General features: G+C 62.0%; 17 protein-coding genes. 9 read left to right on the plus strand and 8 right to left on the minus strand.

Annotated elements, in window-relative coordinates; all coding sequences use genetic code 11:
- The first annotated feature begins 123 nt into the window (after window positions 1-123).
- A complete protein-coding gene (feoB, locus tag B5F74_RS08395; protein WP_087201600.1) occupies window positions 124-2,481 on the plus strand; it encodes a ferrous iron transport protein B in 2,358 nt (785 codons plus the stop codon).
- Between the two features lie 105 nt (window positions 2,482-2,586).
- Here feoB and B5F74_RS08400 read toward each other — a convergent pair whose 3' ends face one another.
- Complete coding sequence (locus tag B5F74_RS08400; protein ID WP_087201602.1) at window positions 2,587-3,117, minus strand: isochorismatase family cysteine hydrolase; 531 nt, start codon at window positions 3,115-3,117, stop codon at window positions 2,587-2,589.
- A gap of 213 nt (window positions 3,118-3,330) precedes the next feature.
- Here B5F74_RS08400 and B5F74_RS08405 point away from each other — a divergent pair, with 213 nt between their 5' ends.
- Together B5F74_RS08405 and B5F74_RS08410 are read left to right on the plus strand one after the other, a co-directional pair.
- Window positions 3,331-4,908: an aminotransferase class I/II-fold pyridoxal phosphate-dependent enzyme gene (locus B5F74_RS08405; RefSeq protein ID WP_204212518.1), complete on the plus strand. Its 1,578-nt coding sequence runs from the start codon at window positions 3,331-3,333 to the stop codon at window positions 4,906-4,908.
- Between the two features lie 202 nt (window positions 4,909-5,110).
- Window positions 5,111-6,046 (plus strand): hypothetical protein, encoded by a 936-nt coding sequence (locus tag B5F74_RS08410; RefSeq protein WP_087201604.1) that lies wholly within the window; start codon window positions 5,111-5,113, stop codon window positions 6,044-6,046.
- A 160-nt stretch (window positions 6,047-6,206) separates the two neighbouring features.
- Here the strand turns inward: B5F74_RS08410 and B5F74_RS08415 are convergent, their stop codons facing one another.
- The gene (locus B5F74_RS08415) at window positions 6,207-7,484 is read right to left on the minus strand and encodes a putative ABC transporter permease (protein ID WP_087201606.1); all 1,278 of its coding nucleotides are present in this window, start codon (window positions 7,482-7,484) and stop codon (window positions 6,207-6,209) included.
- Between the two features lie 286 nt (window positions 7,485-7,770).
- On the opposite strand from B5F74_RS08415, the gene B5F74_RS08420 reads away from it, so the two are divergent.
- On the plus strand, window positions 7,771-8,184 hold the full coding sequence (locus B5F74_RS08420) for a hypothetical protein (protein ID WP_087201607.1): 414 nt from the start codon (window positions 7,771-7,773) through the stop codon (window positions 8,182-8,184).
- Between the two features lie 456 nt (window positions 8,185-8,640).
- Complete coding sequence (locus B5F74_RS08425; protein WP_158095730.1) at window positions 8,641-9,561, plus strand: LysR family transcriptional regulator; 921 nt, start codon at window positions 8,641-8,643, stop codon at window positions 9,559-9,561.
- A gap of 84 nt (window positions 9,562-9,645) precedes the next feature.
- Here the strand turns inward: B5F74_RS08425 and B5F74_RS08430 are convergent, their stop codons facing one another.
- Both B5F74_RS08430 and B5F74_RS08435 read right to left on the minus strand, forming a co-directional pair.
- Window positions 9,646-12,753, minus strand: a complete 3,108-nt coding sequence (locus tag B5F74_RS08430) for a mechanosensitive ion channel domain-containing protein (protein WP_087201610.1) — start codon at window positions 12,751-12,753, stop codon at window positions 9,646-9,648.
- Between the two features lie 11 nt (window positions 12,754-12,764).
- Window positions 12,765-13,622 (minus strand): transporter substrate-binding domain-containing protein, encoded by an 858-nt coding sequence (locus B5F74_RS08435; RefSeq protein WP_087201612.1) that lies wholly within the window; start codon window positions 13,620-13,622, stop codon window positions 12,765-12,767.
- A 284-nt stretch (window positions 13,623-13,906) separates the two neighbouring features.
- Between B5F74_RS08435 and B5F74_RS08440 the strand changes: the two genes are divergently transcribed.
- Entirely contained in the window at window positions 13,907-14,161 is a 255-nt protein-coding gene (locus B5F74_RS08440) for a hypothetical protein (protein WP_087201613.1), read from the plus strand.
- A 232-nt stretch (window positions 14,162-14,393) separates the two neighbouring features.
- Here B5F74_RS08440 and B5F74_RS08445 read toward each other — a convergent pair whose 3' ends face one another.
- The 3 genes from B5F74_RS08445 to B5F74_RS08455 all read right to left on the minus strand — a co-directional run bounded on the left by B5F74_RS08445 (window position 14,394) and on the right by B5F74_RS08455 (window position 16,807).
- Window positions 14,394-14,957: a ferritin family protein gene (locus B5F74_RS08445; RefSeq protein WP_066829589.1), complete on the minus strand. Its 564-nt coding sequence runs from the start codon at window positions 14,955-14,957 to the stop codon at window positions 14,394-14,396.
- A gap of 224 nt (window positions 14,958-15,181) precedes the next feature.
- Window positions 15,182-16,069 carry a DUF5131 family protein gene (locus B5F74_RS08450; RefSeq protein ID WP_087201615.1) on the minus strand — a complete coding sequence of 296 codons (888 nt, stop codon included), beginning with the start codon at window positions 16,067-16,069 and terminating at the stop codon, window positions 15,182-15,184.
- 327 nt (window positions 16,070-16,396) lie between these two features.
- The gene (locus B5F74_RS08455) at window positions 16,397-16,807 is read right to left on the minus strand and encodes a peptide deformylase (RefSeq protein WP_087201617.1); all 411 of its coding nucleotides are present in this window, start codon (window positions 16,805-16,807) and stop codon (window positions 16,397-16,399) included.
- Window positions 16,808-16,815: 8 nt separating this feature from the next.
- Here B5F74_RS08455 and B5F74_RS08460 point away from each other — a divergent pair, with 8 nt between their 5' ends.
- A complete protein-coding gene (locus B5F74_RS08460) occupies window positions 16,816-19,872 on the plus strand; it encodes a DEAD/DEAH box helicase (RefSeq protein WP_143753832.1) in 3,057 nt (1,018 codons plus the stop codon).
- 24 nt (window positions 19,873-19,896) lie between these two features.
- On the opposite strand, the gene B5F74_RS08465 is transcribed toward B5F74_RS08460, so the two are convergent.
- A complete protein-coding gene (locus B5F74_RS08465) occupies window positions 19,897-20,295 on the minus strand; it encodes a (deoxy)nucleoside triphosphate pyrophosphohydrolase (protein ID WP_087201621.1) in 399 nt (132 codons plus the stop codon).
- Between the two features lie 188 nt (window positions 20,296-20,483).
- Between B5F74_RS08465 and B5F74_RS08470 the strand changes: the two genes are divergently transcribed.
- Together B5F74_RS08470 and B5F74_RS08475 are read left to right on the plus strand one after the other, a co-directional pair.
- Entirely contained in the window at window positions 20,484-21,275 is a 792-nt protein-coding gene (locus B5F74_RS08470) for a 4Fe-4S binding protein (protein ID WP_087201623.1), read from the plus strand.
- A gap of 765 nt (window positions 21,276-22,040) precedes the next feature.
- A complete protein-coding gene (locus tag B5F74_RS08475) occupies window positions 22,041-23,435 on the plus strand; it encodes a hypothetical protein (protein WP_158095731.1) in 1,395 nt (464 codons plus the stop codon).
- Window positions 23,436-23,503: the final 68 nt, after the last annotated feature.

Raw genomic sequence — 23,503 nt, forward strand, 5'->3', positions numbered from 1 at the left:
ACGAACCCGTCCCCAACGAACCCATTTGAAGATTGAGAAACCACCTCTAACCGTTCGGCTCCACGCTATCATGTCTTGGAACGTCATGCATGTACGGCGATTCAGAGGGGAAGAACGGTACGCATGAGACTAGATACGCTCGAGATCGGCAAGGACGCGATCATCGCGTCGGTCGATTCTGATGACGCTGCGCTCAGGCAGCATATTTTGGACATGGGCCTCACGCCTGGCACCGAGGTCACCATGATGAAGTACGCCCCCATGGGCGATCCGCTGGAGATCCGCCTGCGCGGGTACGAGCTGACGTTGCGCAAGGATGACGCCGCCCGCATCGAGCTGCGCGACATCCACGATGCGCATGCGCTCAAGCGTGCCGACGTGCGCACGGGCACCACGGCGCATCCGGCGCTCGGCGAGAACGCGGCGCGCCCCCGCTCCGGCGGCAGGCCCATCCCCGAGGGGCAGGCGCTGACCTTTGCGCTGGCGGGCAACCAGAACTGCGGCAAGACCACGCTGTTCAACCAGCTCACCGGCTCCAACCAGCACGTCGGCAACTTCCCGGGCGTCACGGTCGACCGCAAGGACGGCCAGATCAAGGGCCATCCCGAGGCGACGGTGACCGACCTGCCGGGCATCTACTCGCTGTCGCCCTACACGAGCGAGGAGATCGTCTCGCGCGAGTTCATCCTGAACGAGCAGCCCGACGGCATCATCGATATCGTGGACGCGACCAACATCGAGCGCAACCTCTACCTCACGTTGCAGCTCATGGAGCTCGACCGGCCCATGGTGCTCGCGCTCAACATGATGGACGAGGTCGCGGCCAACGGCGGCACCGTGGACGTCAACCGGCTCGAGGAGCTGCTCGGCATCCCCGTGGTGCCCATCTCCGCGGCAAAGGGCGAGGGTATCGGCGAGCTGGTGGAGCATGCCATGCACGTGGCGCGCTACCGCGAGCATCCGGGCCGCCTCGACTTCTGCGCGCAGGATGGACCGGACGGCGGCGCGCTGCACCGCTGCATCCACGGCATCTGCCAGCTTATCGAGGACCACGCGGCGTCGGCCGGCCTGCCGCTGCGCTTTGCCGCCACCAAGCTTATCGAGGGCGACGCGCGCGTGATCGCGGCGCTCGCGCTGGACCAAAACGAGCTCGACGCGCTCGAGCACATCATCGTGCAGATGGAGGGCGAATCGGGTTCCGACCGCCTTTCCGCCTTGGCCGACATGCGCTTCACCTTCATCGAGGAGGTCTGCTCCGCGAGCGTCGTGAAGCCGCATGAGAGCCGCGAGCACATGCGCTCGGTCGCCGTCGACCGTATCCTGACGGGCCGCTATACGGCCATCCCCGTGTTCATCCTCATCATGCTGGCGGTATTTTGGCTGACGTTCGATCTGATCGGCCAGCGCCTGTCCGACCTGCTTGAGCTGGGAATCGAGTCGTTCACCGACGTGGTGGACGCATGGCTTACCGACTTCGGCGTGAACCCGGTGGTCCATTCGCTCGTGATCGACGGCATCTTTGCCGGCGTGGGCAGCGTGCTGTCGTTTCTGCCCATCATCGTCGTGCTGTTTTTGCTGCTCTCCATTCTCGAGGACTCCGGCTACATGGCCCGCGTCGCCTTCGTGATGGACAAGCTGCTGCGCAGAATCGGCCTTTCCGGCCGCAGCATCGTGCCGATGCTGATCGGCTTCGGCTGCAGCGTGCCGGCGATCATGGCGACCCGAACTCTTCCGTCCGACCATGACCGTCGCATGACCGTGATGCTCACGCCGTTCATGAGCTGTTCGGCCAAGCTGCCGGTCTACGGCCTGCTGACCGCGGCGTTCTTCCCGCGCTACGGAGGGCTGGTCATGGCCGCCATGTACCTCATGGGCATCCTGGTCGGCATCCTCGTGGCGCTCGTGCTCAAGCACAGCGCGTTTCGGGGCGATCCGGTGCCCTTCGTCATGGAGCTGCCGAACTACCGTCTGCCGAGCGCGGGGACGGTCGCGCGCCTCGCGTGGGACAAGGGCAAGGGCTTCGTGCGCAAGGCGTTCACCATCGTGTTCGTCGCGACCATCATCATCTGGTTCCTGCAGACGTTCGACATCCGCTTCAACGTGGTCACCGATCAGTCCCAGAGCCTGCTTGCCGGCGTGGGCCAGGTGCTGGCGCCCATCTTCGCGCCGCTCGGCTTTGGCGACTGGCGCGCCTCCACGGCGCTCGCTGCGGGCTTTGCGGCGAAGGAGAGCGTCGTCTCCACACTGACCGTGCTTCTGGGCGGCGACGTGTCGGCCCTCTCGACGCTGTTCACCCCGCTGACGGCGTTTTGCTTCCTGACGTTCACGCTGCTCTACACGCCGTGCGTCGCGGCCGTGTCGACCGTGCGCAGCGAGCTGGGGACCCGCATGATGTGGGCCGTGGTCGGCCTGCAGTGCGGCGTCGCCTGGATCGTATCGTTCGCGGTGCACCTGATCGGCATGGCTGTCGGATTGGGATAGCGGCACGTCCCGCCACTTCTTGAGACGGCATATATGGGGACGGGGCCATTTCCACCCATGGCAGGCGCTGCGCCGCCATGGGTGGAAATGGCCCCGTCCCCATATTTAGCGCACTTCGACTTGGCAGCTCTTCATGGTCGTCAGCGCCGCGTCGTGCGAGGCGGGGGTGACGCCGGCGCAGAGCGCCGAGTTGACGCGCACGGGGATCTCGGGGAAGTGCGCCTTGATGAGCAGGGCGTTACTCACCACGCAGATGTCGGTGCACAGGCCGATGAGCTCGATGGAGTCGATCGACTCGGCATCGTTCTCCTCGGCGAGCCACCAGACGAGCTGCACGGAGCCGAACGTGGGCTTCTCGAACACGAGGGCGCCGCGCTCGGCGCGAACCTCCTCGAGCTCGGGCACGAGCTCCCAGCCCGGGGTGTCGCGCACGCAGTGGACGACCGGAAGGTTGCGCCCCTCCTGCGTCTCGAGGTAGCCCTCCTCGTGGGTGTCTTTGGTGAACACGACGGTCCCCTCGAAATCGCGCGCGTAGGCGGCCGCGTCCGCAACGATCGCCTGCGCCTCGGGCGTTCCGAGCGCGCCGGATACGAAATCGTGCTGCATGTCGACGACGATCAGGTAGTTGTTGGCCATGATGGTGTCCTTTCGTCAGCGGCTGGCGAGCGCCCTTCACGGCGTTCGTGTTGAGACCATGATGATACCGCGCCGACGAACTATCCGGGAATTCTCGGCAAGTTCAATTTCTTTCTGTGGTAGACTCCCCATAAATTGAACTTTGAACTTGATTAGACAAATCACAAGCAAAAAGTTCAATTATGATTCGGAAATTGAACTATTGGAGGCGAGATGGCGCAGAACACCGAGCACGAGTCGTTTGCCGACCGTCTCAAGACGGCCATGGCGCATCGCGGCCTCAAGCAGAGCGATATGATCCGTGCGGCGTCCGAACTCGGCAGCAAGTTGGGAAAAAGCCAGGTCAGCCAGTATGTGAGCGGTAAGACCGTTCCCCGTCGCGACGTGGTCGCCCTGCTGGCCCGCATCCTCGACGTCGACGAGGGCTGGCTTGAAGGCGCCGCTTCCCTGCAGGCGGAACCGATCGCACCCGTCATACCGAACGACGAGCGAGCTAGCGCGCGGCATGAGGCCGCCGACCAACCTTCCGATTCCGACCGTCAACATGACGCACCAACGCAAAGGAGCACTTCAATGCGCGAGTTCAATAAGTCAAGCAAGCTCGATAACGTCCTGTACGACGTCCGCGGCCCCATCACCGACGAAGCGGCCCGCATGGAGGCCGAGGGCCAGCGCATCCTCAAGCTGAACATCGGCAACACGGCGCCGTTCGGGTTCCGCACCCCCGACGAGGTCATCGAGGACATGCGCCTGCAGCTGACCGACTGCGAGGGCTACTCCGAGGCGCGCGGCCTGTTCAGCGCCCGCAAGGCGATCATGCAGTACGCGCAGCTCAAGGGCATCCCCAACGTGAGCATGGACGGCATCTACACCGGCAACGGCGTCTCGGAGCTCATCCAGCTGTGCATGAACGCGCTGCTCAACAACGGCGACGAGATTCTGATCCCCATGCCTGACTACCCGCTGTGGACCGCCTGCGCCACGCTCGCCGGCGGCACCCCGGTGCACTACGTGTGCGACGAGCAGGCCGAGTGGAACCCCGATGTCGCCGACATCGAGTCCAAGATTACCCCGCGCACTAAGGCGATCGTCATCATCAACCCCAACAACCCCACGGGCGCCGTGTACCCGCGCGAGGTCCTCGAGCAGATCGTCGAGATCGCGCGCAAGCACCAGCTCATGATCTTCTCCGACGAGATCTACGACCGTCTGGTCATGGACGGGTTCGAGCACGTTTCCACCGCGACGCTCGCCCCCGACCTGCCGTGCGTCACCTTCTCCGGCCTCTCGAAGTCGCACATGGTCTGCGGCTTCCGCATCGGCTGGATGGTGCTTTCGGGCAACAAGCGCTGCATGAAGGACTTCATGTACGGCGTCAACATGCTGTCGAACATGCGCCTGTGCTCCAACGTCCCCGGTCAGTCCATCGTGCAGACCGCGCTCGGCGGGCATCAGAGCGTCAACAGCTACATCGTTCCCGGTGGGCGCATCTACGAGCAGCGCAACTACATCTACGAGGCCCTCAACGCCATCGACGGCGTCACCGCGGTCAAGCCCAAGGCGGCCTTCTACATCTTCCCCAAGCTCGACGTCGAGAAGTTCAACATCACCAGCGACGAGCAGTTCGCGCTCGACCTGCTCCACGAGAAGCGCATCCTGATCACCCGCGGCGGCGGCTTCGCCTGGCCGGAGCCCGACCACTTCCGCATCGTCTTCCTGCCGCGCATGGGCGTGCTGCAGGAGGCCGTCGAGGATCTGGCGGACTTCCTGGAGCACTATCGCCAGCGCTAGTCATGGCGCCCGCAGACGGCCCCCACACATCGACTCGGCAAGGCAGCGGCACCTCGGTGTCGCTGCTTTTTTGTGCAGACATTGATTCTCTACATCTGTAGCCTGCGGAAACTTTACACTAGCTGACGGCCGGAAGGCCTGTATGTGATTGCGGTCCAAAAAAGAGGCCGCCTGTTGAGCGCCGAGGGCGCAGGAGGAACGCATGTCTGAGTACAGCGAAAACGATGTGACCATGACCGAGAACGATGAGATCGCCGTCGAGAAGACGGCCGAAGCGGATGTCGTGTCCGCTGACGTGACGGCTGAGGTCGAGGCCGAGGAGCCCGTGGCCGAGACCGTCGTTGAGTCCGAGGCTGACGTCGAGAAGGAAGAGGACGCCGAGGATTCCAAGATTGCGCCCGAGAATCTGGATGATGAACTGTTTGACAAGGTGAACCGTGCAGCCCGTCTGCTGCGCGGTCGTCGCGATATGATGCGCGAGGAGGCCGAGGAGGACGCCAAGCGCATGAACGACCTCATGCGTGCGCTCAAGCTCCTGGAGCTCAAGCCCCGCATGGAGCAGAAGGAGATGGCCGAGCTCATGGGCATGCGCCTGCGCGAGCTCGACGGCATCCTGGCCGAGGCGGAGAAGAACGATATCGTCGCGCGCATCGAGCCCGAAGAGGAGGATATGCGCAAGATCGTCGTCATCGCCAGCGAGGACGCCGAGGAGCTCATCGCCGCCCTGGGCAACAAGCGCAAGAAGCTCGTTCCGCAGCTGTCCGCTGCGACGGCCGAGAGCCTGATCGAGATGCTCGACCAGGTCGTCGAGCCGCTGGTCGCCATGGGTCTCGACTCCGACCGCGGCCCGCGCGGCGGCCGTGACGACCGCGGCCCGCGCGGCGGTTTCGGCGGTCGCGATGACCGTGGCCCGCGCGGCGGCTTCGGTGGCCGCGGCGGCGACCGTGGTGGCGACCGTGGCGGTCGCGGCGGCTTCGGTGGTCGTGACGACCGCGGCCCGCGCGGCGGCTTCGGCGGCGGTCGCGGCGGCGACCGTGGCCCGCGCGGCAACTTCGGTCCGCGCGGCGGCCGCGGCGGCCGTGACGACCGCGGCGGTCGTGGCGGCTTCAGCGGCAACCATCGCGGCGGCCGCTTCTAAGCGATACGGCATATATGCATGAGCCCTTGGCGGTGTTCTCGTCCGCCAAGGGCTTTTTTTGTTGCCGGTTTCGGCGGGCTTGCCGAGACCTGCGCATAGGAAAGGCCCCGACGACGCGCCGTCGGGGCCTTTCGCCACCCGTTGGAATCGAGGATCGTCCTTACGCCGTCGTGGCGGTGTCGGACGCGGTCCCTCCGTCGATACGTCCGGAGTCCTCGGGCGTGATCGTCATGCTCTCGAACCGATGCTCCATGTAGTCGTTGTCGAAATGCTCGGCATAGAACTGCTCGATCGGCGTCGTGCTCGCCACGCCGGAGAGGCGCTCGAACCAGCAGTCGAGCGCCTGCAGGGTCATGACGCCGTTGACGACCATGAGCACCGTGCACAGCGCGGTGAACGAGTAGCGGAGCTTCCAGGGAATGATGTTGATGAGCTTGAGCAGCCACGGCAGGCAGAGCTTGATCCATACGAATCCGAGGGCGCCCCACATGCACATGAACAGCGTGCTGGTCCTGCCGCCGAACAGCACGGCGATCGGATCGGGGAACAGGCCGAAGATGGTCGAGCCGGAATAATCCCATGCGACGGCGCCGAAGCCCGTCTGCATGAACCAGCTGACCGCCGCCTCGAACAGACCGCCGATGACGGCGGACACCACGAAGATGATGACGGGGTTCGAGCGGTAGAAGCGGTTGAGCGCCACCGTCATGAGCACGGCGCCGAATCCGTAGATGGGGGAGAACGGACCGAACAGCATGCCGGCACGGTCCTGGTATACGCCGGGCTCCACGATCACCATGTGGTAGATGGTCTCGATGATGAGGCCGAGCACGCAGCAGACCACGAAGACCCAGAACAGATTGAAGAAGTTGAGCTGGATGTAGCCCTCGCCCTTGAGGTCGCGGCCGAGCATGCCGATGCGCGCGGCCTCGCGATCCGACAGGTCGCGGGCGGTGCGCTCGAGATGGCGCTCGTGGCGCAGCGAGGGGTCGACGGTAACCGACAGCGTCAGCAGGATGGCCAGCTGGATGGTGTCGGGGATGAGGCTCGTGCTGACGCCATCGAGCATGATGCGCAGAATGATCTGGACGAGCGTCGTGGCGATAAGCGCGTAGGACCATCGCGCGGCATGGCGGCGGCGGTTCTTCAACAGGGAGCGGCCGAACACGATGAGGCCGATGGCGTTGCCGAACGTGGTGACCAGCGAGATGCCCAGCAGGATGACCGGCAGCGTCGGGTCGGTGCCGACGATGAAGGCGCTCGGGTCGGTCTGCAGGGCGAACAGGAGCAGCAGGCCGAAGACCAGCACGGAGAAGACCGTGAAGATGCCGTCTGCCATGCAGAGGAAGCCGTATGCCTTGAGGATGAGCGGAATCTTCTTATCTGCTTGAGGCTCAGGTGGGAAGACGCCTTGCTGATCGAGTGCGGTTTGTGCCATGGATGTCCCTTTTGGTCGCGTTGACGGATGGGCCATGCCGGGGATGCGCCGAGCTGCAGCGTGCATTCCGGGCATGCGCAATACAGCAAAATCATAGCCTATGCGCTGCGGCGCAGCAGGATACGGGTGGTGTCGGGCCACCCTTCAAAGAACGGTTGATGCGATGCCCCGCTTATTGACGCCCCAGATCGCTACTCAATATAATCGCCCAGTTTGTTACTGCCAGCTATACGTCGCCTTCCGTGTGGCAAACATGCGGCGGCGATCGATGTGAAAGGACGAAACCATGGCAAGTCAGTCTAAGGAGTGCGCGATCGTCAAGGGTATCAGCATCTTCTTCTTGGTGTTCGGCATCGCGGCCATCGCCGTCGCCGCCCTCATGTTCTTCGGCGCTCCCCACGTCGATCTCAACATGGAGGATGGCACCCAGATCGCCCAGCTCTACGCGGTCATCATGGCCCTCATCGGCCTCTTCGAGTTCGTGACCGGCTTCGTCGGCATCCGCGCCGCCAAGAAGCACTCGCTGCTCAAGCCCTATGTATACCTGTGCGCCTTCATGGTCGTGGTCAACCTCGCCGAGACCGCCCACACCTTCATGAACGGCGGCGGTTCGGTCTACATGCATCTCGTGTTCGCGGCGACCGCGTTCGCCGGCATCGTGTTCGCCTCCCGCGCCATGAAGAACGAGGGCGTGAATTAGGGAACGCTGGCAGATTCATTCCGCGTCTGGCGGCACCGTGGCATCGTCCGAATCGACGGTACGCATAGGGCACGCCGCTCCGCCGAGAGTACGGTATAGGCACGTTTTTCGTCCAAAAGCGTGCCTATACCGTACCGTGGATGGGGCGGCGTGCCTATATCGTACCTTCGATTTCCCCGTCGCGCCGCTCGCCACGGGTGTGCACGGCGCGGGGCGCATCAATCGGCGCCTGCGGGAAACACCGAACCATGCTTTCGTGCCCGTCTGCATGAGCAGGCGGGCTTTTTCATGTCGCGCGTCAAGCTGCATGCTCAACTCTTCGTTGATGCGGGCGGGAATTCTCCGCGCGGTGAAGTGCGAGACGTATTCTATTCTGATGGCCTTCGCGCCGGGTGGAGAGCGTTCCCGCGTAGGGCCGGGGATGTCTGCTGCCGAGCGGTGTTGTGGGGCGTGATTGTGAACATACGACAGCTTCAATATTTCTATCTTGCCGCGTGCTGCGGGAGTTTTTCCGAGGCGGCCCGTGCGGAGAACGTCTCGGTCCAAGCGGTGTCCAAGGCGATGCTCGACCTCGAGGAAGAGGTGGGCGCCCCCTTGTTCGTGCGCGGGGGAAGGACCGTGAAGCTCACACCGTTGGGAAAATCCCTGGTCGGTCCCGCCCGTGAGGCCGTGGCGAGTTTCGACGCGTTCGGCCGGGCGGTCGAATTGCGCACGCAGGCGGAGGTCGGCAAGAAGCAGGCCGATGTGCGCCTGGCGCTGATCTCTCCGCCCTTTGCCAAACATGAGCTCGTATGCAACGCGTTCTCCCAGCTCATTTCCCATATGGCGGGAATCAAGACGCAGCTCGAGCTCGCCATGGGAACCCAGGCGCTCGCGGATCTGCGTGCGGGGAACATCGACGCGATGATCACCATCGGCGCCTTCTCCGATCCCCGCTGCAGCTGCCTGGTGCTCGGCACCGTGTCGGTCGGCGCGTTTATGGGCAAGAACCATCCGCTGCGCCGCAAGCGCCTGCTGACGTTCGCCGATCTCGAGCGGTATCCGGTGCTCTACAACGAGGAGATCGATTCGTTCAACGAGACGATCCTCTCCTCATGCCGCAAGCGCGGTCTCACCTCACCGTTGATAAGCGTCGACACCGATGAAGGGGTCGCGGAGTTTCTCGAGCAGAAAGACGGGTATGTCCTGGGCATCCACCTGAAGGCGCTCGATATCAAGCCGCTCGCCATCATGCATCGCGTGGACCCTTCAGATGCGCCGCCCGTGCCGATATGCATGGTGACGCTGAAGGGCCGCCAGAGCGACGCGATCGATCGCCTCAACCGATTCGTCCGCAACGAGTTCCCGTTCATGAAGCGCGTGCTCTCAAGCACGTAGAGGTACCCGACATAACAGGTGCAAAAGAAAACGGCCTGGAAGCGCGCGCTTCCAGGCCGTTTGCGTTACCGCTTCTCGCAGCTATCAGTGGCGATGGGAATCGTTGAACTCGTCGAAGTCCTCGTTCTCGTCCACGAAGTTCTTGAACGCCTCCTTCTGCTCCGCGTTGAAGGCGTCTGCGGCGCGCTTCTCGGCGGCCGTCGCCTTCTTGAAGACGGTCGGCTGGTTGACCACGACCTGCGGGAAGGGGATGGAGATCCCGTACTTGTCGAACAGCAGCTTCATCTCGCGATTCAGGTCGTTCGTCAGGCCGCCGCGTTCCTTTTCGTTGCACTCCGCCACGATCTTGATGTTGACCGAGTTGTCGGCGAGCATCGTGACGCCGCGGTAGAACGGGCCGTCGATGATGGCGGGCAGGCGCTTCCTGATGTTCGGCAGCTCCTTGGCGAGGATGTTCTCCACGCGCTCCAGGCTCTCGCCGTACTCGATGCCGACCTCGACGGCGGCGAACGAATGCTCCTTGGTCATGTTGACCACGTTGGAGATACCGGAGTTGCGCAGGACGAGGATGTTGCCGGAGCCGTCGTTGATCTTGGTGGTGCGCACGCCGATCTCCATGACGGTGCCCTTGCTGCCGCCGACCTGGATGATGTCGCCGACGCGGAACTCGCCCTCGAAGATGATGAACAGGCCGGCGATGATGTCGGCCACGAGGTCCTTGGCGCCGAGCGAAATCGCGAGCGTCAGCAGGCCGGCGGAGGCGAGCAGCGTCGCGGTGTCCACGCCCAGCAGCGCCAGGCACCAGTACAGCATGCCGATCATCGCCGCGTACTTGACGATGCTCGCGGCCAGACGGCACATGGTGACGCCGCGGGCTTCAACGACCTGGGCGATCAGCATGAAGATCTTCTGCAGGATCGTCGCGACGGTCATGATGACGCAGGCGGACATGAGGCTGGCCGTGATGGCGAAGATGTTCGGGCCGTGCTGCCAGGAACCGCCGAGGATGTAGGCGAAGATGGAGTCGGTGCCGAAGATGGCGTCCTTGAAGATGACGGCGAGGCACACCAGGATCACGGCGACGCCCATGAGCCAGCGGAGCACGGTGCCGAGCTTCTGCTCGGGGGTCATCTCGTCCCAGCTGAAGGCGCGGTTGAGCCAGCGGCTCGCGGCGCTCTCGGTCTTTAGGGTGCGACCGCCCACGGTGACGTCGACCATGCGCGGGTCGTCATCGGAATCTTTGCGTGCGGACGCGACGGCCTGGTCGGCGCCGGGCTTGGGCTCGACGACCATGAGGCAGAAGATGACGGCCAGGCACACGAGCGCGATGCCCGCGGTCGCGATGGTCAGCGGTACGCGCTCGGCCATGAGGGCGCCGTCGGAGCCGACGGCGTAGACGTAGTAGTCCGACGTCTCGGCGGAGGCGGCGAAGTACTGGTCGCCGTTGACGGTGATGTAGTCGCTGTAGCCGTCGACCAGCTGGTTTTCGGTCATGCCGCATGCGGTGGCCGCCTTGCCCACCGTGTTGGCGTCCGGGTAATAGGCAAACGTTCCGTCGCTCTTGTCGATGGCGAACGCAAAGCCGTCGGCGCCCACGTGCACGCCGTCGAGCACATGGTCGATCTGGACGGACTCGAGCAGGGACTCCAGGCGCGTCGGGCGGATGCCGAGCTGGACGAAGCCGTCGATGATGCCGTCGGCGTTGTGCGTCACGACGCCGATGTACTGGCGCAGCTCGCCGGAGACCTCGTCGGGGCCGGCGGGCTGGACGTAGGACTCGACGCCCTGCAGCAGCTTGCGGAACTCATAGGACTGGTCGGCGGGATCCTCGGACAGCACGAAGTTCGTGAACGTGGAGTTCGTGGCGGTCACGCGGCCAGAGGAATCGAACTTGAACAGATACTGGATCTGCAGCGCGTCTGCGAGCTCCTGGAGCTTCTCGCGCGTGGCGAGCTCGGGGTTGCGGTCGAGGATGTAGGCCGCGACCTGCGCCTTGGAGAGGTAGCGCTCGTTGTACTGGTCCTCGAGGTCGGAGGCGCGGTCCTGACTGGTCTGGATGGCCTGGGTGATCTGCTCGACGCGCTCGGTCATGGTCAGCGACTGCGAGGACAGCGCGAACAGCGTCTGCATGTAGAACGAGATAACGATGATGCCGATAAAGCCTACGGCCGAGAGCACGGCAGCCTTCTTGGCGATGCGGCGGTTGATGCGCAGGCCGCCTGCCTTGGACCCATCCTGCTCCGTCTCGCCGCGGCGCTCGTCGTCGCGCAGGACGAAGATGCCGTACAGGGCGACGGCGGCCACGACGGCGGTGAAGGCGAACAGGATGACGCCCACGGTCACCATGGTCGAGGCGTTCATGTCGGAGGCGGGAACGGCCTGGATGTAGTACATGTCGTCGATCAGGCTGACGTGGCAGTACAGGGAATCGCCGTTCAAGGTCATCCAGCTCGTCGTGCCATCCTCGAGCTTGGCGACCTCGATGCCCGCGTCGATCGCGTCGGCGCCGACGAGGTTCTCATCGGGATGGTACTCGATCAGGTAGGTCTGGGCGGACAGGGCGAACACGTAGCCGTCCTGGCCGACCGTGATGCTTCTGAGCACGCTCGCGGTGGAGCTCGTCGCGGCGTCGAGCTCGTCGAGTTCGACGGGGCTCTGCTCGATGACGGCCATGGTGTCGTTGTCGATCTTGGCGGCGTAGTAGCGGTACAGCCACTCGCGGTCGGGCAGGTCGATCTCCACGGCACGGCTGGGCTCTCCCGTGCTCAGGGATTCGCGCAGGTAGTTGAAGCGCGCGTGGGAGAAATCGGCCTCGGTCTTCTGGGCGCACGCGACGACGGAGCCGTCGCGCTTCACGATCAGCACGTTATCGACGCCGAGGAGCTCCTGGTACTCGCGCATCTTGGCGTCGGTTGCCTCGTAGCCGGTGTTGTTGTTGGCCATGAAGGCGATGCTTTGCGCCTTGGACTGGTAGATGGCGTCGAACGTCTCCTTGTTCTGGTCGGCCTCGGAGGCGGCGTCGGCCAGCAGCGTGTCGAGCTGCTCCGCCTCGGCGATCATCTCGGAGGCGTAGTTGCTCTGCGTAAGGGCGTTCTGCATGTTGAACAGCAGGACGCCCATGACGACGATGCTGGCGAGCGCGGCGAAGATAATCGCTGCGATCTTGATTTGCAGGTTGCGTGTCATCTTCATCGGGCGGCCTCCTAGTCCCACTTGTCGATCAGGGTCTCGATGGTGCCGTCATCGAGCATGGCCTGGATGGCGTCGGAAACGGGGGCGGAGAGGTCGGAGCCCTTCTGCGTGGCGACGCCGAAGGACTGCTCGGCGACCACGAAATCGGGAAGGATCGAGCGCTTGTAGTTCATATAGGTCTTTGCGATGGCGCCGTCGAGCACCATGGCGTCGACCGTTCCCTCCTCGAGCGCGTCGGAAAGCTCCTGGTAGGAGGGATACTGCAGCAGCGTCCAGGTATCGAAGATGACATGGCTGTTGTCGTCCTTCACGACCTGCTTGATCTCTTTCGAGAAGCCCATCTCGGCGAACTTATTCGTCAGCAGCGGGGCGGCGTTGGCGCCTGACATGGTGCCGAACGTCATGCCCTTCATGTCGTCGATGCTGTCGAACATGGAGCTGTTCTGGACGACCGCGATGACCTGGTCATCGTAGTAGGCGGGGGAGAAGTCGAAGTTCTCCTTGCGCGAATCGGCGATGGAGTAGCAGGCGATGATGCAGTCGATCTGGCCATCGAGCAGCATCTCTTTGCGGTCATCGGGCGTGACGGTCGTGAACTCGACGTTCGACTTGCCCATGCGGTCCGCCATCTCCTGGGCGATGTCGATTTCCAGTCCGTAGTACTTGCCGGTCCGATCGTTGAGGTAGCCGAAGCCGACGATGTCCGAGCGGACGCCGACGCGCAGCGTGTTCCCGTCGGAGCGGGACGTGGTCGTCGCCGAGCTGCCGGCGGCCGTGCCGGAATCCGTGCATCCGGTCAACCCGGCGAGCGCACAGGCGACGGTGCCCAGCGCCAGCGCGCCGAACTGCCTCCTTGTGATGACGTGCATCTTCCCTCCTGTTTCAAGAGCAAATCTATATTTCAAACTCGTTAATTATGCAGGTCAGAGCACGAAAAAGCATTGCTTTTGAGCTGCGGTAAACGAACAGTTGAAACCACTTGAAAAGAAAGGGGCGCACAGATAGCGGGCAGGGCGCTCTCGCCGTCTTCTCGCGCATCCTTACACGAATATGACAGCCCCCTCACGCAACGTTGCCAATCGGCGATTACGTTAGTACTTGGTAAGGCATGCGCGGTCTGCATGCCGACCGTCCGATGAGGAGAGGGTGCCGTATGGATGCGATGAGTGGGTTTGTTCCCGAGCGTGAAAGCGAGTTCACGGGGCTGAAGGGGACGTTGCTCAAGTACACGGGGTGCACCTATGCACTGGTGATCGCAAGCCAGTTCATCGAGGCACTCGCATTGTCCGTCGGCGACGCGACGGGCGCGCTGTTTGCGGCCTCCCGGGTTGTGCTCGTTGCAGCGTTTGTTGCATATCCCGCGGGAGCGTGCATCGCGCGTGCGATGCGGTCGGGAAAGCGCGCATAGGAGCTACGATACGCTTGTGCAAATCGGGGGACGTACCTGTTGCGCGCATTTATGCACGCAACAGGTACGTCCCCCGATTTGCATGACCCCCTTGCGACGCCGGCGGATCGGCGGGATGGGTTGAAACGAACCCGTCCCCAAACGACCTATCCCAAACCGGCCTGGGGCAAAAGAAAAACGCGCCCCCGGAGGACCGGGGGCGCGTCTGGTGCGCAGCTACGCAGGGTTCGGCTTAGCCGAAGTAGCGCTTGAGCAGGCCAGCGAAGGCCTTGCCGTGACGGGCCTCGTCACGAGCCATCTCGTGCACGGTGTCGTGGATGGCGTCCAGGTTAGCGGCCTTGGCGCGCTTGGCAAGGTCGGTCTTGCCGGCGGTGGCGCCGTTCTCGGCCTCGACGCGCATCTCGAGGTTCTTCTTGGTGGAGTCGGTCACGACCTCGCCGAGGAGCTCGGCGAACTTGGCGGCATGCTCGGCCTCCTCGTGAGCGGCCTTCTCCCAGTACAGGCCGATCTCGGGATAGCCCTCGCGATGAGCGACGCGCGCCATGGCCAGGTACATACCGACCTCGGTGCACTCGCCCTCGAAGTTGGCGCGCAGGTCGGCGACGATGTCCTCGGGGACCTCGGGCAGCTTGCCAACGCCCACGACGTGCTCGGCAGCCCAGCTCATCTCGGTCTCGCTCTGCTTGATGAAGCGGTCACCGGAGACGCCGCACTGGGGGCACTTGAAATCCTCGGGCAGCTGATCGCCGTCGAACTCCTCAACGTAACCGCAAACGGGGCAAACGAACTTCATGATCTTCCTCCGATCATAGGCGATTGCGCGATTCCCGGTCCCTTCGGACCCTCTCCGGGACGACCGCGCCGTACATTTAGGATTATGACCAAATGTTGGCGCTATAGGCCCATATTGAGACTGATTCCTAGAAGTTCAAAGGACCTTCACAGTATGTTTAATACAGCTAACTCAGTGGGTTGAACGAACGCGTCGCGGCGGTGCGGAACGGGCCGACCGGCACCGCTCTACCGCATCCAGCATGTGGTGCATGAGCCGCAGCCGTTGCAGATGAGGCGGCTGCCGCATTGGGCGCATTGCTCGTGATAGACGGGTTGGAATAAATCCCGATTGGGGATCTCGAGCCCCAGCCGGTCGGTAAGGTGCCAGGCGATCGGGCGCCCCTGATATCCCATCCCGGACTTCCAGGCCTGCTGGCTTTGAAGCTTCTTGCCGCGTAGGTGGTAGGTGCGTCCGTCTTTGATAAAGAGGCTGCCCGTCTCGATGAAGGCGAAGGTGACATGCGCCGCGACGCACTCGCTACGCAGGGCACGAACCCAATCGAAGTCGCAGGGGCGCGCTCCGCCATAGTTCTCGCCGCCGCATATGACCTGCTCTATTCCATGAGGGCCGAGGCTTCCCGGAGCAGCCTGCTCTACGGAGACCGGCCCGATAAACGGGGCGCACATGATACCGCGGTGCTTGGCGGGCGTGGCGAGCAGTGTGGGGATGCGCTCGTCGGCGCGACGCTGGTTTTCGCATGTGACGTTCAGCATGACGTTGTCCCAGCCATCGCCCCAGTCTGCCGGGAGGCAGCCTGCAAAGCGCTCGGGCCGCTTGGTGAGGATGAAAAAGCGCACGTCGGGGCGCTCGCGGATGATATCCCATGCCTCCTCGCGCCAAGGGTCGGCCTCGGGTACAAGGAAGTCCGACGTCATGCAGATGCGGATCAGCTCGCCGGGCCGTATTCTGTACGACCCGGCGCGCGTCCGCTGCAGGGGGTAGTCGAAGTTCTTGGTGCGCGCGATCTGCGAGGCGTCCAGGCCGCGCCGCTCGTCGTTGTAGTACATGTAGCAGTTGTCGCACCCCTCGCTCACGCGCGAGCAGCCGTGCCAGGGGTTCCATATGTCGTGCACGGGCTGCCTCCTTTCGCACGTGGCGGGATGTGCGGTATCGATGGTACCCGATTGCACGGACACGCCGCGTGTTCCGCTATGGCTGACAAGGGCCTTTTGGCGGTGTTCGTGTCATCGTGCTCCAGGATTCCTGACGCATCCCCTCGTCTGCCTGTTAATTCATGAATTAGTACGGTGTCAAACAGATGAATCCTGGGCAAACGCCGAAAATGCCTCCGGTAATTCATGAATTAGTGGAGGCCTGGGATCGGGGGACCGCCGACCGGCTCGTCCCGTGCCGTGCGCCTCGTGCCGTGCGTTCGGCGCGATAGCAATCGATTGACGTTTCTAGATAAGAATCCCGTTGCAGTGATCGATCTCGTGCTGGATGATCTGGGCGGTGTATCCGGTGAATGTCTCGGTGCGCGGGGCAAAGTTCTCGTCGAGGTAGCTTACGCGGATGCGGCGCCAGCGCACGGCCGGGCGCGTGCCGGAAAGCGACAGACACCCCTCTTCCGTCTGGTACTCGTTGGCATGGTCGACGATAACCGGGTTGTACATGAGGCGCGCCCGCGGGCCGTCCTGCACGACGATGACGCGCTTTCGCTGCCCGATCATGTTCGCCGCCATGCCCACACATTCATGCGCATGGGCTACAAGCGTGTCCAACAGATCCTGCCCGATGGAGGCATCGTCCGGTGTCGCGTCGACGCTCGGCATACGCAGCATGAGAGGGGAGGTGACGATGGGTCGGATCATGGGGCTCCTTGGACGAGGACGAGGCTTTGGTTTCGCTTCGAGCTTACCATCCTTTAGCGGGGAAGAACGGCCATCGGGCTTCGATTTGCTATCCTGGGCACAGATCGGTGCAGCGTAAGAAAGAGATGCGTATGGGCGAGATGGCTTTCGAGGACAATCGGATCAATCTTCTCAGGGACGGCCTGAAAACGTCGTTTATCGATGATTCGTTTGAATCTCAAGAGGGATATCGATCTCGTCTGATTGCCAACTCACGGTCAGCTGGCGTGGACCTTCTCTCAGCAATCAAGCGACAGCTTGCGGAATGCGATTCATTCGATTTCTGCGTTGCATTTGTGGCGGAAAGCGGCCTGTCTTGCTTGGTGCAGGTACTTGCAGAATTGCAAAGGAGGGGGATCCGTGGCAGGTTTCTCACATCGACATACCTCAACTTCAATACGCCGGCATCATATCGAAAGCTGCTCGAATACGACAATATTGAAGTTCGAGTATTCCAAGGCAACATGCACGCAAAGGGCTACCTTTTTGAGAAGGGCGGAATCAGCACTGTCATCATCGGAAGCTCTAATCTCACGCAATCGGCTTTGACCTGCAATAGAGAGTGGAACGTGCTGTTCCGGTCATTCGGTCAGGGCGAAGTGCTTCAAGGGGTGCATGCCGAATTCGAGTCGCTGTGGAATGACGCGGCCACGGTGCGGCTTTCGCCGGCATGGATCGACAGATACGAAGCGTATAAAGACCGCAGCGGATCCGAGCGAAGAAGAGGGCTTGGGGCATACCGAGATGCCGGGCCGGTCGGGGAGCTCGTGCATTCTGGCGAGCAGCTCCAGCCCAACAAGATGCAGAAGCTGGCGCTTGAGGCCCTTGATGTCCTGCATCAACGCGAAGAGCCGCGCGCGCTTTTGGTGTCGGCTACGGGTACGGGCAAGACGTATCTCTCTGCATTCGATGTCGCGAGGGTCCATCCAGGGCGCATCCTGTTCCTCGCGCACCGCAAGCGCATCCTCGAGGCATCCAGGAAAAGCTACGAACGATTGCTGGGTGATTCCTATAGCTATGGCATGTATCGCTCGGGCTCTGACGGCACTGAGTATTCGTGTACGTTTGCCATGTGTTCAACCATTGCGAGGTATCTCGACCGCATCGATCCGAACCTTTTCGATTACATCGTGGTCGATGAGGCCCATCGCACCGGCTCCGCTGGTTATCGGAGCATCATGTCTCATTTCACGCCGAGATTCTATCTCGGTATGACTGCTACGCCCAATAGAACTGATGGATACGATGTATTCAGCCTGTTCAATCATGTGATTGCTTATCAGATCACCTTACAGGATGCTCTTGAAAACGACATGCTCGTGCCGTTTCACTACTACGGCATCGCGGACCTTGCCATCGATTATGAGGAAGCGGACGATTTTGCCTTGTTCAATAGGCTGACATCCGCGGAGCGTGTGAAGCATATTGTCCAGAAAATCGAAGAGTACACCGTGGACAATCGGCATCGTCGCGGGTTGATATTCTGCAACCGCAACGATGAGGCGCGGTCTTTGTCAGAGCAATTCAATGAGTTGGGCTATCGGACACTTGCGTTGAGCGGGGAAAACAGCGACGAAGAGCGCAACAGGGCAATCGAGCGTCTTGAAGCGGGCGAACTCGAGTACATCTTTTCGGTTGATATATTTAATGAGGGTATCGATATCCCCTCAGTCAATCAGATTATCATGTTGAGAAAAACGGAATCGGCGATCGTATTCGTCCAGCAGCTCGGGCGCGGTTTGCGCAAGGATTCCGGTAAAGAATATACGCTCGTTCTTGATTTTATCGGCAACTACCAAAAGAACTTCTTTGTTCCCATTGCCCTGTCGGGGGATAGAACGTTCAATAAAGATAGGCTTCGAACGATCGTCAATGACGGGAGCTCTGTTATTCCCGGCGCATCGACCGTGAGTTTTGACCGCATTTCGGAAGCGCGGATTTATCGTGCGATCGATGGCGGAGATTTCACAGGGACGAGGTTTCTCAAGGGCGAGTACTTGGATTTGAAACAGATGCTCGGCAAGATTCCGCGTCTCATGGACTTTGATCGAAATGGCTCCGTCGATCCGCTTCTCATTTTTAAGAAGTTCGGTTCATACCATGCGTTTCTCGCAAAATACGATGATGATTACGATGTCGTGTTCTCCGATAAGCAGTGCGGCGTCCTTAAGTTTCTCTCGCAAAAGCTCGCAAACGGGAAACGCTTCGAAGACTTGTTCATGCTTCGTGAGCTGATTGCGTGCAATAGGGAGGGATTGGACGGCCTGGTGAAACGAGCGAAAACTCAGCGGGGCGTAGTGACTCGCGCGTCGATCCTCTTTTCCGCGGCAAACGTTCTCGCCGGGGATTTTGCTGCATCGGGTGATTTCGTTCCCCTTGTCCTGCGTGACGAAAACGGCTTTCACCTTATGGATGAGTTTGCCGGAATGCTGCGCGACCAAGAGTTCAGGCAGCAGGTTGTCGAAGTTCTAGATTTTGGTCTTAAACGGAATGCGGACAACTACGGTGCCACATATCGAGATACCAGCTTCGTTCTGAACGCAAAGTATACCTATGAGGAAGCGTGCCGCCTTCTCGGTTGGGAGAAGAATGTAAACGGGCAAAACATCGGTGGCTATATGTACAACGAGGCGACCAAGACGTTTCCGGTGTTTATCAATTATGACAAAGCCCCGGACATCAGCGACACGATTCGTTACGAGGATCGATTTGTGTCCAGCAGCGAGCTCATTGCGCTTTCGAAGCAGAGCAGAAGCATGCAGTCCCCGGAAATCGTACGGCTGAGGGCATGGCCCGAAAACGGCATGAAGGTATACCTGTTTATGCGAAAGAATAAAGATGATGAGGGGAGCAAGGAGTTTTATTTCTTTGGCGAGATGCAGCCGACCGGGCATTTCGAGGAAATCACGATGCCAAATACGAACAGGCGCGCAATCGAGATCACGTATCGTCTTGAAGAACCCGTTCGACCTGATCTGTATGACTTCATGATGGCCGATCTGAGCGAGGCCGAGCCGGTGCGTTAGGCTCGGCCCCGTTGATCCGTGAGCCTATTTGTCATCATCAAGCTTTTTCTCAAGCTCGGTTACGACTTTGATGTCCGCTGGCAGCCATTCGACAGACCAGAGATTCTCTCGCGTGAGCCATCGTAGGTTTTCATGTTCGGAGTCATTGATCGTGCCCGATTGAATAGCGCAAGTAAAGCACTCCATCGAAAGGTGGAACGTGCTGTAATCGTGCTCGACGGTGCACAGATGTTCGAGGTTGTGAATATCCACATGAAGCTCTTCGCGGATCTCGCGGACGCACGCCTCTTCTCCACCTTCACCTGGTTCCAACTTGCCGCCTGGGAATTCCCAGCCGTCCTTGAACTCACCGTATCCTCGCTGTGCGGCGAGAATCATATCGTCTTTCCGAATAATGGCTGCTGCGACGTGAATCGTTTTCATGCGAGGCTCCTCGATGAGAATGGTAATGCCCGAACAATGGTAGTGCCGTTGGCGAGCGGTCACAAGTTGCGTCGATTGATGAGGCGGCAATGAAGCCGTTTTCTCAGGCGGACTTCCATTCGCGGGCGAACGGTGTTCGGAATACTATAAGGTGAGGATTCGACAGCAACTCGAGAAAGGCACCAACTATGACCCCTGCCACCTGCACCGTTGCGTATTTCACGGGCGCAGGGACGACGCGCGTCGTCTCTGAGCGCTTCGCCGCTGCTGTCGAGAAGGCCGGCGTCTCCGCGGGCGCCGTCGACATCACGCCGCATGGCTCCAAGGTTCCCGCGTTCGGGTCCGACGACCTGGCCGTCTTCGCCGTTCCCTCCTATGGCGGGCGCGTGCCGGCGCCGGCGCTCGAGCAGATCGCGCGCTGCGAGGGGTGCGATACGCCCGCCGTGCTCATCGTCACCTTCGGCAACCGGGCGGTGGACGATACGTTTCTCGAGCTTGCGGACACCGTGCGCGAGCACGACTTCGTGCCGGTCGCGCTGGGCGCCATCGTCGCGCACCATTCGCTGATGATCGACGTCGCCCAGGGCCGCCCCGACGCGACCGATCTCGTCGCGGTCGACGGCCTCGCCCGGGATGCGCTCGACAAGCTGGCTCAGGCGCCGACGGCGCGTGATGCGGGGCTCCTGGATATTCCCGGCAATCGTCCGTATCGAGATTTCAACGGCGTGCCGTTTCGCGCGCAGGCCGATCCCGACGTCTGCACCGGCTGCGGCGCCTGCGCCCGTCAATGCCCGGCGGCCGCGATCGACGCGGCGAACCCCGCGCAGACCGATGCCGACGCGTGCGTCACGTGCATGCGTTGCATCGCCGTCTGCCCTGCTGGCGCCCGCTCGCTGTCCGGCGGCGACGCCCTCGCGGCTCAGCGCGCCGCGTTCACCGAGCGCTTGGCGCAGCGCGTCGAGTCCTACGTTATGGCGTAGGGGAGAAAAGGAGTATTCCGAAAGCCTTTCGAGACCTCACGAGAAACGCCGGCAAGAGCGCTTCGTGCGGACTGCCTAAGAGCGACCCATGCCCTTGCCTTGGGAGGACGTCCAGCGGAGGTTTTAAGGTCCGGAGTCGCTGAAAAATCAACCTTGTGAGCGAGTTGGATTCGAGACGGCATAAAACGGCACCTCCGGGACCGACGTTTCCGCAGGTGGCGCCCTTTGCGACGGGTGCGCTTTCCCGGGGTCTCGATCCGAGCCACTCAAAAGGTCGATTTTTCAGCAAAAGTCTGTGCCGAAACCTCCGCTGGGGCTGTTTGCCCATGCGTTGTCTCTCAAAGCGTCTCTGTGACAGAGCGGCTTGTGGGGCTGTCGCTGCAAAATCCTTTTCTCATCATCCGGGCGAGGCCTAAGGGACAGGCGCGCGAGGTTCCAAACGTTCCGCAACCTCGCTATATGCGGCCCCGTCTGCTGGGAGCTGACCTTTCGCCGCGGGTCGTTATGCCACAATAGTGCCGTTCGAGCACCTGCGAGCCGCTTCGCCATTGCCACCCACGTGCGCAATCGGCCGAGGAATCGCTAGGGCCTCCTCTCGCGAGCTGGTTTGGCACTCGGCCCCCGTCGCGTCGGCTGACCTCAACGCAAAGTTGAGGAACGCGCCCGCAGGGGGCGTGTTGGAGGGGATGACCCCGTTGTCCTGTGTGAATGTGCGGCGCCCACGCTATACTTCCGCCGTACGAGCGTTGCGGAAGGGATGGCGCCATGGCACGGGATGGACAGCGGGGACGTCACGACGAGGAGACGGCGGCAGGGGCCTCGGCACCCGATCGCGTGCCGTTTTATCGTCGCCATCCGTGGCTCGTCCGCATCTCGGCTGCCGTCTTGATCGCCGCCGTGGGCATCGGCGTCGCGCTTGCCGTCGCGGTGCATAACCGCCAAGAGCAGGAGCGCTTGGGGCTCGGCGCCGTCGAGCTGCCGAGTGCGCCCGTGAGGCTCGAGGGATCGACCGCGCGCACCGGGGCCTTCACGGCGCATGTCGAGTACACGAGCATGGCCGCAACCGACGGCCAGCAGGTGGCGACCGACATCGCCTGGGATGACAGCTGGTTTTTCCAGGATCCCACCGTCTACAACCATGAGCTTGCGACCACGTGCTCGGTCCTCTCCGCCATCGCCAACTCGGAATCCGGGTACTACCAGGCGGGATCCAATGCGCCTGCCTATATGGAGGACGCGCTCGCCAAGCTCGGATTCCAGGATATCTCGACCGCGTCCTATCGGTACCGCAGCGAGATCTTCGACGAGATCGTCGACTTCCTTGCCGGGACGGATGACGTCGTGGCCTATTCGGTGGCAACCAAGCACCTCAGACATGCCGACGGGCGGGAGAAGACGCTCTACCTGGTGTCCATTCGCGGCAGCTACGGATCGGAGTGGCTGAGCGACTTCAATATGGGCGATGCGTCCGATTACGACATGGAGGCCATCGACCACGAGGGCTTCATGCGCGCGGCGAGCGAGATCGTGGACGACCTGGCAGGCCGCTTGTCCGAAGACGGTGGCAGCGACGAGGTCGCGCTGCTGTTCTGCGGTCACTCGCGCGGCGCCGCGACGGCGAACCTCGCCGCGTCGTACGCCGACGACATGACGACGGGCCTGCGCGCGCTCGCGCCGCTCGACAGCATCTACTGTTACACGTTCGCCACACCCGAGGTCACCGAGTTCGGCAACGTCCGCGACGAGCTGTACGACAACATCTTCAACATCATGAACCCGAGCGACCTGGTGCCGCGTCTTCCCCTCGCGTCGTGGGGGTACGCGCGCTACGGTCGCGACCTGTGGCTTCCCGGATACGGCGACGAGGCGTTCGATGCGCATTACGACGAGATGCGCGCGGCGTTCGAGGAAAACGTGGGCGCGCCGTGCCCGTATGTTCCCGAGGACCGTGAACGCGTCGACGCCTTGGTCGACGAGCTCGCCGTCCATATCCCCACGGCTCGAGACCTTGCGTCTGCGGGAGGGCTGGCGTCGCTTGTGCACGACGTCGCCGCGGATATCGACCCCATGCAGGTCCTCTACGGTCATTATCCCAACGTCTACATCGCGTGGATGCAGGTAATCGGCGCGCATGAGCTGCGTGCGGACGACGCCGCATGATGCGCCGAACGCCGGCGCATCGCGCTCGACACCGTGCTTATCTCGAGCGGGCAAGCTTCGGGCGTGAA

The organism is Collinsella sp. An271, assembly GCF_002159695.1.
GTDB classification, from domain to species: Bacteria; Actinomycetota; Coriobacteriia; order Coriobacteriales; family Coriobacteriaceae; genus Collinsella; species Collinsella ihumii.